The sequence below is a fragment of the Thermodesulfovibrionia bacterium genome (assembly GCA_030646035.1).
In the GTDB taxonomy this organism is placed as follows: Bacteria; Nitrospirota; Thermodesulfovibrionia; order UBA6902; family UBA6902; genus JACQZG01.
This window is the reverse complement of the sequence record JAUSMY010000010.1, coordinates 99,473-113,574: the sequence shown is the minus strand read 5'-3', so window position 1 is coordinate 113,574 and position 14,102 is coordinate 99,473. Positions and strand designations below refer to the sequence as shown.

Annotated in this window: 10 protein-coding genes; 5 read left to right on the top strand and 5 right to left on the bottom strand. The window is 37.1% G+C overall.

All coding sequences use genetic code 11. From position 1 onward, the window contains the following. Nucleotides 1–317: 317 nt before the first annotated feature. The 5 genes from Q7U10_01450 to Q7U10_01430 all read left to right on the top strand — a co-directional run bounded on the left by Q7U10_01450 (nt 318) and on the right by Q7U10_01430 (nt 7,310). A complete protein-coding gene (locus Q7U10_01450; protein ID MDO8281284.1) occupies nt 318–2,081 on the top strand; it encodes a sulfatase in 1,764 nt (587 codons plus the stop codon). A 6-nt stretch (nt 2,082–2,087) separates the two neighbouring features. Continuing rightward, nucleotides 2,088–3,425, top strand: coding sequence for an FAD-binding oxidoreductase (locus Q7U10_01445; GenBank protein MDO8281283.1), 1,338 nt, complete (start codon nt 2,088–2,090; stop codon nt 3,423–3,425). Then, entirely contained in the window at nt 3,418–4,164 is a 747-nt protein-coding gene (locus Q7U10_01440; GenBank protein MDO8281282.1) for an SDR family oxidoreductase, read from the top strand. The genes Q7U10_01445 and Q7U10_01440 overlap by 8 nt, the downstream gene beginning before the upstream one ends. 105 nt (nt 4,165–4,269) lie before the next feature. Further along, on the top strand, nt 4,270–5,709 hold the full coding sequence (locus Q7U10_01435) for a sugar phosphate nucleotidyltransferase (GenBank protein MDO8281281.1): 1,440 nt from the start codon (nt 4,270–4,272) through the stop codon (nt 5,707–5,709). A gap of 215 nt (nt 5,710–5,924) precedes the next feature. Then, nucleotides 5,925–7,310, top strand: coding sequence for a glycosyltransferase family 39 protein (locus tag Q7U10_01430; GenBank protein MDO8281280.1), 1,386 nt, complete (start codon nt 5,925–5,927; stop codon nt 7,308–7,310). A 1,075-nt stretch (nt 7,311–8,385) separates the two neighbouring features. Here the strand turns inward: Q7U10_01430 and Q7U10_01425 are convergent. The 5 genes from Q7U10_01425 to Q7U10_01405 all read right to left on the bottom strand — a co-directional run bounded on the left by Q7U10_01425 (nt 8,386) and on the right by Q7U10_01405 (nt 14,071). Beyond that, entirely contained in the window at nt 8,386–9,735 is a 1,350-nt protein-coding gene (locus Q7U10_01425) for a hypothetical protein (protein MDO8281279.1), read from the bottom strand. Then, entirely contained in the window at nt 9,710–11,062 is a 1,353-nt protein-coding gene (locus Q7U10_01420) for an MBOAT family O-acyltransferase (GenBank protein MDO8281278.1), read from the bottom strand. The genes Q7U10_01425 and Q7U10_01420 overlap by 26 nt, the downstream gene beginning before the upstream one ends. Before the next feature lie 194 nt (nt 11,063–11,256). Next, on the bottom strand, nt 11,257–12,243 hold the full coding sequence (locus tag Q7U10_01415) for an STELLO glycosyltransferase family protein (GenBank protein ID MDO8281277.1): 987 nt from the start codon (nt 12,241–12,243) through the stop codon (nt 11,257–11,259). Continuing rightward, nucleotides 12,236–12,979 (bottom strand): glycosyltransferase family 2 protein, encoded by a 744-nt coding sequence (locus tag Q7U10_01410; GenBank protein ID MDO8281276.1) that lies wholly within the window; start codon nt 12,977–12,979, stop codon nt 12,236–12,238. The genes Q7U10_01415 and Q7U10_01410 overlap by 8 nt, the downstream gene beginning before the upstream one ends. Before the next feature lie 15 nt (nt 12,980–12,994). Further along, entirely contained in the window at nt 12,995–14,071 is a 1,077-nt protein-coding gene (locus tag Q7U10_01405; GenBank protein MDO8281275.1) for a GDP-L-fucose synthase, read from the bottom strand. Nucleotides 14,072–14,102 lie beyond the last annotated feature (31 nt).

Below are 14,102 nucleotides of genomic sequence, written 5' to 3'. Positions count from 1 at the left end.
ATCAGGTATTGGTTTTTACCAAGCTGTAAAAATATTAATAAGTAGTATAATATTATACTAATCCATCAGACTGTAATGAGTTGCTTTCTGATAAAAAACAGGGATAAAGATTGACAGCTAAAAAGTCGTTCTTAATAGTTCTGCGATTCCTCTTTCTTTTATTTTCACTCCAATTTCTCAGAGACAGTTTTTATAAATGGGACGGGTATTCTTATTACATGCGGTTTACCGATTTTCTTCCCGATCTATCTCTTGCGTATATTTTATGGACAATTATGGGTGCAATTGCAGCGGTTGCTTTATGGTTGATTGTATACGTGATTTATAAAATAATCCCTAAATCCATCATTCATATCCGCCTTGAACATGTAATATTCCTTCTATTTCTGGTAATAGTCCCGCAATATATTAAAAGGACATACTTCAGTAATTTTTCTTTTAGCGGATCTTTCGGTATAAACCGTCTGGTAATTATTACAATTGGAGTCTTGATATCGGCAGTTATTATCTGGTTTGGATATAAATATATAGAAAAAATAGTCTATGAAGTAAACAGCCGCATCACGCCTCTGATATGGATTTTTGGTTTATTTTTATTTGTTGCAGTTCCTCTTTCTTTTATGGGAGGAGAATCTTCTCAGGCTGGACGCAAAGCTGACAATATTTCACAAGATGTTTCGCAGTTCAACGCCGGCGCAAGCAGTAAACGACCCAACTTTATTTTTATTATAATGGATACGCTGGCTGCGCGCGACATGCAGTTGTACGGATATAAACGCCCGACAACGCCGTTTATTTCAGAATGGGCTAAGACCGCAGCAGTTTTTAACAGGGCATATGCGGCGGCTAACTGGACGACGCCTGCTGCGATGAGTATTATGACCGGGCAAAGGGTGTGGACCCATGGGGTCTGGCATTTAATTTACTATCATCCTTTTGAAAATTACGATAACAATCTTCCAGCGTTATTGAGGGATTCGGGATATGATGTATACAGTTTTGTTCAAAATCCTTTTGCACATCCTGACACTTTGGGGATTAAAGATCCATTTTTGTTAAGAGACAAAGCACATACCTTCTGGTTACCTCCGGAATGGTGGATGGATATTCTGAAAGGATTTTTCCTTAATAAACCAGTTGTGAAGGAATGGATTTTTGAAAGGAATGTTTTTGCGAAAAAGATAAACTCTTTCCGCCCCGAGTCTCATGTCACTGATGTCCCACCGGATATTGTTTATAATAAATTCTTGAAATTTATTTCTGAAAGGCAGCGTGAGAAAGACAAATCACAGACTCCATTTTTCGCATGGCTGCACGTTTTTCCGCCGCATGATTTCTACCTGCCTTCGGAACCGTATATGGGCATGTTCGGCGATGCGGAAAAATATAATTCAGACAAGAAGCAGTCAGAGATAGAGATGCTCGGCAGTGCATATGCGCCTCAATTGCAGCCTGATGTGGACATATTGAGGAAACGCTATGATGAATTTGTCTTATATTCTGACCAGCAATTTAAAACATTTATATCAGGCATTGCAGAGAAATTAGATTTATCCAATACGGTTATTATTCTGCTGTCAGATCACGGGGAAAGTTTTTCGCATGGCTGGCTGGCTCACAAGGGCACGCATCTTTATGAATCCCTGGTACATGTGCCTCTGATAATAAAATTGCCGGGGCAAGCGGCAGGCAGGACAATTGATATGAAGGTTGAACATACTGATGTTGCTCCTACTATACTTGAACTTGCAGGCATTTCAATACCGCCATGGATGGAAGGGCGGTCTTTGTTTCCTCTTTTGAACGGGGAAACCATGCAGTCTCAGCCGGTTTTTTCCATGCAATTCAGCAATAACCCTGTGATCGGCAGCCGTCATATTGACAAAGGGACAGTGGCAGTGTGGGATGGAGATTACAAGCTTATTAATTATCTGGATAACAAGAAATCATTGCTTTTTGACCTGAAGAATGACCCTGATGAGAACAATGACCTTTATTTAAGTAACCCTGAGACAGCGCAGCGTCTTTTGCAATTGATCACAGACAATATAGACCGTGTCAACAAGAGGATTACTCATTGAGGCGATATGGGAAATGATTTGTTTTTTGAATCATGGGGAAGATTTCCAAAGGTGTCGCACCTTGGGATGTTTGCCCCGCAATGTGTTGATAAAATCAATGATTTGATTCAATCATCTGATTCCCTGATTTTGCCGAGAGGCTTGGGGCGGAGTTATGGAGATTCATGCCTTAATGAGGATGGTTATCTGCTTTCGACAAAATGGCTTAACAAGTTTTATGCCTTCGATGAAAATACAGGGATCCTTAAATGTGAAGCAGGGGTTACCCTTGATGAAATACTTCAGACCTTTGTGCCGAGAGGCTGGTTTTTGCCGGTAACGCCCGGGACTAAATTCGTTACAGTCGGCGGCGCTATTGCCAATGATATACACGGGAAGAACCACCACACTGCAGGCACTTTTGGAAATCAAGTGATCCGCTTTGAACTGCTTAGATCAGACGGGACAAGGCTCCTCTGCAGCAGGGAAACCAATCCGGACTGGTTTAAAACTACGATAGGCGGGCTTGGTTTAACCGGAGTTATTACATGGGCTGAGTTGCCGCTGAAACCGATAAAAGGGCCGTATATTGAAATGGAATCCATTAAATTCAACAATCTCAATGAGTTTTTCAGTATCTCCCGCGAATCTGCAACTGATTATAAATATATTGTTTCATGGCTGGATTGTATTAACAGCGCTGACATACGAGGCATATTTATGAGGGGCAATCATTCCAACACTACGGAAACTGATGCATCAAAGATATCTCATAGTGTTTCCTCATGGAAGACCTTCCCGGTGGATGCTCCTTCATTTTTGTTGTCCGCCGCAACAGTTAAATTGTTTAATATGTTGTATTACCATAAGCAGATTAAAAAACATGAGAAGAAGATTGTGCATTATGACCCATTCTTTTATCCTCTGGACGGCATAAATCACTGGAACCGTATGTATGGGAATAGGGGTTTTCTGCAGTGGCAGGGTGTAGTGCCTTTTACAGAAGAGAATGAAGCGATTCGGACTATTTTAAGTGAAATTATAAAAAGCGGACTTAGTTCGTTTCTTGTTGTTCTAAAGGAGTTTGGCAGTATTCCACCCTGTGGGATGCTTTCGTTCCCAATGCCCGGAATAACCCTGGCGGTAGATTTTCCAAATGTGGGCGGGCGCCTGTTCTCGCTTTTTGACAGGCTGGATAAGGTTGTCATTAATTCCGGCGGCAGGCTTTATCCTGCAAAGGACGCCCGTATGGCACCTGAAACATTCCAGAGTTCATATCCTGATTTTGAGAACTTCAAAAAATATATTGATCCCAGGTTTTCATCGAGTTTTTACAGAAGGATAAGGGGAGAGAATAATGGCTAATCCATCCAGTATTTTAATTTTTGGCGCTACATCTGCAATCGCATATGAAACCTCAAAGCTTTTTGCAAAAGACGGTGTATCGTTATACTTATGCGCAAGGGATGAGGTTGATTTAAAACGTCTGTCAGATGATTTAAAGGTCAGGGGAGCTAATGATGTCTGGTATTCTGCTTTTAATGCATTAGATGATGATTCAGCTATAAGAGCTATAGATAACTGCCTCAAAAAATTCCCCGGCCTTGACAGTGTGCTTGTCGCGCACGGCTCTTTACCGGATCAAAATAAATGTGAGGCAAATGCTGATGAGACTAAGAAAGCCATACATATAAATTTCACTAACATTGCTGTGTTACTCAATTACATTGCTAATCATTTCGAGAAGCAGGGTAAAGGGACTATTGCCGTTATTTCATCTGTTGCCGGAGACCGTGGCAGGCAGAGTAATTATGTCTATGGCTCTGCAAAGGGCGCTCTCACGGTCTTTTTATCAGGCTTAAGGCATCGTCTTTGTAAGTCAGGCGTTAAAGTAATTACGATTAAGCCTGGTTTTGTAGATACGCCAATGACTGTGGATTATGAAAAAGGGCTTTTATTTGCAAAACCGGCCGCAGTTGCCAAAGGCATTTATAAGGCGATGTCAAAGGGAAAAGAAGTAGTTTATTTGCCATGGTTCTGGAGGTGGATCATGCTCGTTATCAGGAGTATCCCGCCAAAAATATTTAACAAAACGAAGTTGTAAATAGAATTTATACCTCAGTAACCCATTTTACTGTTGATTTGGTTATGATATTATCGGATAGAATTGTAGAACTTTATATTAAAATGTTTAGAAAAGGAATTGCACATGTTTAATGTTGGATTGATACCTGCAGCCGGACAGGGATTAAGACTGTATCCTTACAGCACAAAAATGCCCAAGACGCTCATTGAGATCGGCGGTAAATCCCTTATGCAGAGGAATCTCGAAATCATGAGGGACAAGCTGGGGATAAAGACAGTTTATATTATAACCGGGCATCTCGGCGAAATGATAAAGGAAAAATTCGGCAATGGTTCAGGTCTTGGAATAAAAATAGAGTATATAGATTGTAAAGATATAAATAGCGGTTTGGCAAAAGGCATTTATCTGGCAAAGGATTACATAAAAACAAAATTTGTTGTCATGCTAGCAGATGAATTTTATCTTAACTCCAATCATGAGGAATTAATGAAATTCTCAAACACGGATTTTAACGCAGTCTGCGGAGTAAAAATTACCGGAGATACTACGATCATCAGGAAAAACTATTCTATAAAGATAGAGAATAACAAGATTGTATCATTGCAGGAAAAGCCAAAGATAGTTGAGAACAACTTCGCAGGCTGCGGCACCTATCTGTTCACGCCTCTTATCTTTGATTACATAGAAAAAACAGAACCATCTCATGAGACCAGCCGTGTGGAGCTGACTGATGTGATAAATAATATTGCAAAAAATGAAGACAAAGTTTATCCGTTTTTCTTAAAGGGAGAATATACGAATCTTAATACTTTTGATGATGTCAATAAAGCAGTTTATATATGCAGGGGAGCGACTCTCAAGGATTACAAGGTAAGCGTAATCATACCTGCATATAATGAGGAAGCTTCAATCGGGCATGTTATAGACGAATTTAAAAACATGGTTGATGAGGTGCTTGTTATGGAGAATTGTTCGAAGGATAAAACTGCTGTTATTGCCAGAGAGAAAGGAGCCAAAGTAATATCAAAAGAACTGAAAGGATATGGCGACGCATTGAAGCAAGGAATGGATAATGCGTCAGGAGATATTTTTATCCTTGTAGAGGCTGATGCTTCTTTTAAAGCGCATGATCTCCCAAAGATACTGGAATACCTTAAAGATGCTGACATGGTGATAGGGACGAGGACCACCAGGCAGATGATAGAGCAGGGGGCCAACATGGATTCTTTTCTCAGATGGGGGAATGTGTTTGCAGCAAAACTGGTTGAATTGTTATGGTGGAATAAAGAACCCCGTTTTACGGATCTTGGCTGCACATATCGCGGCATCTGGAGAGATGCGTACTTGACCATTCGTGATAACCTTAAAGGCGAAGGGCCTGAGTTTTCTCCGGAGATGATGGTTGAAATACTCCGTGCCAGTAAAAAGGTCATTGAGATACCTGTAAGTTACAGGCCCCGCATCGGAGGAGAGTCAAAACATTCAGGCAGTAAAATTGGTATCCTAAAGACCGGCTTTAAAATGATGAAGCTTGTATTAAGAAAGCGGTTTAATTTGTCTTAGACATATAAGCTTTTGAGCCTTATATGCCAACCGAGAATAATAGTGAAGTGCACCTAAAAACATCTTTCAGGATGAAAACCAATTATCAGGAACTGACATCTAAAGTTTTACGGCAAGTATTATTGGCAGGTGCGGTTCTATACATTATTATTTTCTTAATTCTTGTGTTTTACCGTATCCGATATCCTTTTGAACTTGAATGGCAGGAAGGATCCATGGTTGATCATGTACTGAGGATTCTTAATGGGCAAAAATTATATACAAGCCCGTCCATCGAATTCGTAGCATCAATATATGCCCCTTTATATTTTTATGTTGCTGCTGCAATTTCAAAGATTACCGGAATAGGATTTTTTCCGCTGAGACTGGTTTCTTTCATCTCATCACTCGGTAGTTTCATTACAATTTATCTCATCGTCAAACGGGAGACGACAAGCAGTTTTGCAGGCGTATTGGCATCCTGTTTGTTTGCGGCTACTTTCCAGATAAGCAGTTCATGGTTTGATATTGCAAGGGTAGATAACCTCTTTCTGTTTTTGCTGCTGATAGCCCTTTACTTGATCAGATTCCGAAACTCATCCGGCTCACTCGTCCTTGCGGGAGTATTTATCTCACTTTCTTTCCTGACAAAACAAACTGCATTGTTAATTGCTTTGCCAATGATGCTTTATTCTTTTTTGCGGGACAGGCGTTCAGCTAATTTCTTTATATTCAGCTCGCTGTTACTAATGGGCGGAAGCACTTTGATTCTTAATTATATTCATAAAGGATGGTATAACTTTTATCTTTTTGATCTTCCGAAACAGCATCCTATGGATATGGGAATGCTTACAACCTTCTGGACGCAGGATATATTATCTCATCTGTCCATTGCATTTATTATGGGACTGGTTTATTTACTTACATTGTTGTTCTCTTGTGACAAAGAAACTATTTTTTTTTATTTCTTAATGGCAGCCAGCATGATAGGTGCATCCTGGGGCAGCCGGATACATGTTGGAGGCGCTGAGAATGTTTTATTGCCAGCTTATGCGGCCATCTCCATTCTGTTTGGACTTGCATTCCATACAGTTTCTCAATTTATAACGGCTATCTCCACAAACAAACGGAATTTATTAATGGCATCATTTCTTTTATTGTGCACTTTTCAATTTTATCTGCTTAAATATAATCCTATGCGGCAAATTCCGACCGAAGAAGATTTAGAGGCGGGCAGGAAATTTATTAATATAATGTCGCAAATAAAAGGCGAGCTATTTATGCCTGAGCATGGGTATTTGCCGACGCTTGCCGGGAAGAATGGATATGCATTTTCAATGAGTATTAACGATGTCATTAGAAGCAATGCGATAGAGGTTAAGGGGACACTGCTTGCCGAAATTAGACAGAATATTCAGGAGAGGAGATATGCCTCTGTGATCCTCAGCGACTTTGAACCGTTTCAGAAAGATTATATTGAACAATATTACAAAGTTGAAAGAAAAATATTTGATAGCGAAGATGTCTTTTATCCTGTTGCAGGGCTTAAAAGGAGGCCTGAATATATTTATGTTCCTAAAAACAGTGTTCCTATTGAAATAAATAATGATTTTTTAAAATGATATTGAATTAAGAACAGGATGTCTTTTTGTAAAATAAAAACCTGTTGAAGGACTTTTCTAAAATCATACAGCAGTAGATAAATATTGGTAATAAGATTAAAGTGATAAATATCCCCGGATACCACCCGTATTTTATTACTCCTAATTTGAATAAGCTTTTGTAGAAGAAGAGGTGAAAAAGATATACGGAGTATGAATAATTACCTAGTACTATAAATATCTTCTTAAGGGGCAATTTCGGATTTATCGCAATAAGACATAGACAAAAACTTAAAGCAGATATTATTAACAATGGCGCAATATAGGTCGCTGTAATTTCAAATGTGTTTCGGTTGAAATTTATCGCAAGTAAAAAGAATATTAATGATATATAAAGTAGACGCTTATCATTGAATTTATTTTGGTATCGTGAAATTATGGAAGGCAAAGCAATGCCGAACGAAAAAAGAAATATATGTCCTAAGAAGAATCGTCTATAGACAAAAGGGAATAGGTTTTCTCGTAATGATGTGTTGATATAAAACAGATAAGCCAACAACATTAATAATGAATTAATTATTATGTATTTCTTTAATCCAATTTTATTGAGACAAAGATAAAGAAACGGCGCAACCAGGTAACACTGAAAAAGTAATGTTATGAATATATAAACTTGATCAAGGTGGCAAAATGGGGGGATTAGAAAATAATTTCTAAGTTGGCATAGCCTGTGAACAGCAAAGTATGATAGAGATAAAGAGAGCCAAAAAAGCGGAATTATCCGACCGATACGATTGTGAAAATATATAGTGATACTACTGAGAGTTATCACTTTGTTTTTTTGTAGAGAATGGAATATGCCATATCCGCTTACGATAAAGAACAATGCGATTATTCCATTTGCATATCCTCGATATCCTTCCGTAAAATATAAATTAATAAAATGGTTAATTAATACAGATGTGATGGCAAGCCCTTTCAGGTATGATGTTATTTCTCTGTTTGTATTAACTTGTATTGACATAGAGTTTAAGTAAGCATATCTATTTCAGTAAAGATTATTTAAGGTCGAAAACTTAAACAAATGAAAGCGCTATTATTTTAACTCAGCCAGGTCTTTGGGGATTGTTTTATTGTTAGATTTTATTATTTGTTCAATTGACGGCATTATTGTTTTATAAATACTTTCTGCATATATTTTATGTGTTTTACTGTTGGGATGCCTGTCGCCGACATAAATAATTGCTTCCTTTTCATTGGAGCCGTAATCTTCATTATATGTGTCAACAAGGCCAAATCCATATTTTTGGGATAATTTTACTAACTCACTGCTAACTCCAAGCTTTTCATTGAAGAATTTCATTGGGCGTAATGCAACTAAAAAAACTCTTTTCTCTGATACGATTTTGTTTATTTGATCCAAATAGTAGTTTATCGTCTCTTCCGGAGCTAAATAATTTGACATGGATTGAAGTATTATAAATTGGCGCGTATCAACAATTGGTATTTCTTTATATATTTTTCTCTCATAATCAAACATGAAAAAATTCTTTATTTTGCTTATTGAAACGTTAATAACTCTTTCTTTTATTCGAAGCATGAATTCATTAGCAATGGCTCCAACAAAAAAGAATTCTGAATATGGCCTATGTAAAATAATCTTTATCAAGTCTACCTTATTTCCCTTAAATTCCTGAGTCTTGTGAAATCCAGTTTTACCCCACCCATAAGCATCGATCAGTATTATATCCGGATCGAATTTCATGCCAAATGTTGACAAAACATTTATTACGTCATCCATGCCATAGCCCGCAATAGCAAGATTAATTACCTCATAATTGATTAAGGGATCCTTATTGTTTTCATTGAGTATTCTTTCTAAATGTCCTGCGTAAGCGTCCCCCTGTTCAACCCCTGAACCCATTGAAGTTGAAGATCCACAAACTATGATCCTGACTGTATTATTGTCTTTTATGAAAGACCTGTCTTTATCTCTAAACCCTAAATTATTAACATAAAATGTTTTGCCTTTTAAAATTCCTGTGGAACCAGTTTTCAATCCAGTAAATGAATTATTATCATGCTCAATATTAGCGTAAGTTAATGGATCGCCTGCATCTGTTGGAATATATCTTTGGAAGTGCCTTATTCCGTCCAGTCCAAAATAGTTTAATCTAAAATAGACTTCCCCAACAGTTAAAAAAACAATTCCTGAAATAAAAATAATTGAATATATAGAACGATATTTTTTATGAATAACGAATATTGATAGCAGACAAATTCCCCCAAAAGCTATTATATTAAATTCTGCAATCCCGCTAGTAATTAAGTAATATGTAAGTATCAGATAAATTACGCTATAAAGACAAAGTGTCATATTATGTTTTGAAATAATATTTTTTATATCACTTACGTTGTTTTTAAAATTGAAAATAGATAAAATCACGACCGCCTCCAATCAAAGCATCTTCGCCAAGCGCCATTACATATATGAATAAATATGAAATAATCAAAACAAAAGAGGTTTTGGCATATGTAGGCCACTTTAATACAACCATAAGGTCATCATAAATATACTGAAATATTTGAATTGTTAATAGGAAAAATATAAAAAATATAAAATAAAAAAGCATATGAATAACATCTGGAGTGATTGAAAAATTAAAGAATAAGCTATTTAGCATTTCAAGTACCTGTGAAATGGATCGTGCTCTGAATATGAGCCACCCAACGCATATTACCTGAAAGAAGAATATGATACGTATTAAATGCCATATCTTGGTTATAATTATGTTGTGGAAGGAAAAAGTTTTTATAAGAGGCTGAAATATTCTCTGTAAAACCAGCAGTATTCCATGATATGCCCCCCAAATTACAAAAGTCCATGCCGCTCCATGCCAGAGTCCTCCTAACAGCATAGTTAAGAATAAATTTCTACATGTTCTTATAACGCCTTTTCGGTTGCCTCCCAAGGGTATGTAAAGATAGTCTCTAAGCCAGGTAGACAGGCTGATATGCCATCTTTGCCAGAATTCGCGGGGATTTGTTGAAAAATAAGGCATGCGGAAGTTGACCATTATATCGAATCCCATTAGTCTTCCGAGCCCTCTCGCTATGTTGCTGTATCCAGCAAAGTCACAAAAAATCTGGAACGCAAAAGCATATATCGCTAAAAGTACTGTAGCGCCGTTATAAGTTGGGCCGGCAAAAACAGGATTGACTATCCTCGCTAAGTTATCCGCAATAAATACTTTTTGAAATAATCCCCAGAATATGAGATAACAACCTTCATAAAACCATGTTAACTTCAGTTTTCTGGTGGCCACTATTTGTGGGAGAAGCTGATTAGTCTTTTCTATTGGACCTGCGATAAGTTGAGGGAAGAAAGAAACGTAAAGTGCGAAATCCAAGAATTTCCTAGCAGGCTCTATCTCTTTTCTATAAATATCAATAGCGTAGCTCATTGCCTTGAAAGTATAAAATGACAAGCCGACTGGAAGAATAAAATTTAAAATGCTTAATTCCACGGAAACGCCGAAGTAATCGAGTAGGCCGCCGAGGCTGCTTGCGAAGAAATTATAATATTTAAAAAATCCTAAAATAGATAGGTTACCTAATATGCTTAGGAATAGAAATGCTTTTCGCTTTTTTATCTCTGTTGATTCATGTATTTTTATACCGCAGATGTAATCAAAAGTTGTTGATATAAATATTAACGATAAAAACTTCCAGTTCCATGTTCCGTAGAAAACATAGCTTGCCACAAGCAGCATTCTATTTTGCCACTTATTATTAAGTAGGAGATAAAGGGTGTAAACAATAATAAAAAAAGCGGCAAATTGAAAAGAATTGAAGAGCATTATTAATTATATAATATTAAAATAGCACTATCATGCTTGGATAAGAATATAATTTTTATTACACAGAAGAGTATTATCTGTTACAGAGAGAAATCTTTACACTATGATTATATCTTTCCCAAATCTTCAAGCCAGTATTCAACAAGCTTTAATTCATCTTTCGGGATTATTTCATCTTTACTTAGCTGCTCATAAGCCTGATACAATCTGTTTTCAACAGAACCAGAAAATGATATGGAATTTAAGATATCAATGATGGTTTGATTATTCAGGTAACCGGGTATCTCCTGCTCGAAATCCTTTAGAAGATTATGAACGTTACGCTCCTGATAAACAGTAGATGAATGGAAGCTGAGCAGCCATCCTTTTGACCACATCACTGCTTGTGAAATAAAACTTCTCCAAATATCTGTCATTCGAAAAGAGACATTAGAGGGCAGATATAATAGAGGAAAAGCATCTTTGTAGGTGACAGTATTCTGAGAGTTGAAAGGGCACATAGTGCCTTTGTCAAGAATCACAGGGCTGCGCTTTGAAAAGTTTATATCCCTGTATGGATGAATAAGCCTGAAGACTGCATCAACATCGGGGTTTCTATCTGCAAGGAACTGCTGTATATGGCATTCACAGGAGAAAGAATTTTTATCAGCCTTTGTTTCACTGCTGACCTTCTCCAGAGGGAAGCCTCTGGGCCAGATATGCTCATTGGAAAACTCTTTATAGACGTTGAACCATCCTTTTGCAGAAATAAGCTCACCATTTACAATTATTTTAAGATCCGTTCCAAAATCTTCATATGGAATGTTGTCATCATCAGTCTCAAGTATAAGTTCTGCCCCATCTTTTATAGCGATTAGATAACCGATATTTTTCCTGGCATAATGGTTGAAGGGAAGGGCAGCAGCAAGTTTTAATCCGGAAGCCTCTTGATCTTTAATACTAAGGTAACCGGCATTAGTTACAGAGAAGTCTTGAGGCGATTTTTTATCTCCAACAATAACAATATTAAAAGAATCCCCCAACTGTCTGCATATATCATTAACAGCTTTGGTAGGATATTGAATGGTTGTTATAACAACTGCTTTGCTACTCATATGCCACGCCTCTCACTCTCTCAATAAAACATACCAAAAGGCCCCAAAGCGCATTCAGAACATATTTGCGAGGGACCCTTTTAACTGGATTAGTATAATTAATCGGGACTTCAGTGTAAAAGAGATTTTTGGCTCTAAAACGAATTTCTGTTTGAAAAAAATGTCCGGTTGAAACCATCTTCCTTGAGATAATGGTTTTAAGAATATCTGCCTTGAAAGCTTCGAATCCGGAGGTGGTGTCTGTCAGTTTCGTCCCCAATAAAGCATTGGCGATGATGGTGCCGCCTCTACTGAAAAAAAATCTTTTAAAGCTTGCTTTCATTTTGGCATTCTTAATGAATCTGCTTCCAAAAACACAATCATAACCCTCGATCAGCTTATTTACGAAAAGTGGTATTTCATGAGGCAAATGTGTATATCCTCCATCCATTTCCAAAACAAAATCAGATTTGTCTTCAATTGCAGTTCTGAAACCTATCAAATATGCATCTACTACTGACCTGTTCTGCGGAGCCCAGATAAGATGTACCCGCTGATCTTGCGTAGAGAGGGCTTCAACAATTTCGCGGGTGTTGTCTTTACTTGCGTTGTCAACAATAAAAAGAACTTTTATCTCCAGTTTATCTGCAAATTGTGCGATGTTTTCTGCAACTTCTTTATAAAAGCGTTCCAAAGTTTCAGATTCATTTGCGACTGGGATAACAATAGATAATTTTTTCTTAATTTTATTTTCCATTCTAAATTTACTTCTTCATGATTGGGGAAAAGAAGTTTCTCTAACATACCAGTTGTATGTCGTTTGTATCCCGGATCTCAAACCTATATTAGGTTTCCATCCAAGAGATTCTATTTTTGATACATCAAGGAGTTTTCTTGGTGTTCCTTCAGGTTTTGAAAGGTCATATTTTATTTCGCCCTCATAGCTGACTATTTCTTTTATAAGTTCTGCAAGATCTTTTATTTTAATATCTTCACCTGTGCCAACATTTATAAATTCACCGATAGCCTCGTAATCATAATTTTCCATTAGATAAACAGATGCATCCGCAAGATCATCTACATATAAAAATTCTCTGTATGGTTTTCCAGCCCCCCATAGCGTTACATGCTCTGCAGAAATGCCGAGTCTATCTAGAGTATTGACAAGGGTTTCATTTCTTTCAGGAATTATATTTCTTTCTAATTCGAATCCCAAAGGATGACACTGAAAATCATTTTTTATTCCGTTAAAGTCCTGATTTCTCATAAGCTTGGCAAGATGAAACTTTCTTATAAGTGCCGGAATAACATGTGCGGTTTCAAGATTGAAGTTATCGTTTGGGCCATATATATTTGTCGGCATGACTGATATATAATTTGTACCATATTGCTCATTGTAATATCTGCATAATTTAATAGCGGCAATTTTTGCTATAGCATAAGGTTCATTCGTAGGTTCTAATGACCCAGTAAGTATATTTTCCTCTTTCATAGGCTGCGATGTAAATTTCGGATAAATACAGGAAGACCCAAGGTTTAGAAGTTTTTTTACTCCATATTTATATGAAGTGTGTATTATATTTGTGGCAATTGCTATATTGTTATAGATAAACTCCGCCTTATATGTGTTATTGGCCAGTATACCGCCAACTTTTGCTGCAGCTAAAAAAACATATTCAGGTTTTGTTCTTTCAAAGAAGAGTTCTACGTCGGCTTGCCTCGTGAGGTCAAGTTCAGAATGTGTTTTTGTAATGAGGTCATTATATTTTTTGTGTTGGAGCTTCCGTACAAGGAAAGAGCCTACCAGTCCTTTGTGACCTGCCACATATATTTTTGAATCAATTTTCATATTTAATGAAAAGAGGAAAAGATCAGATAAT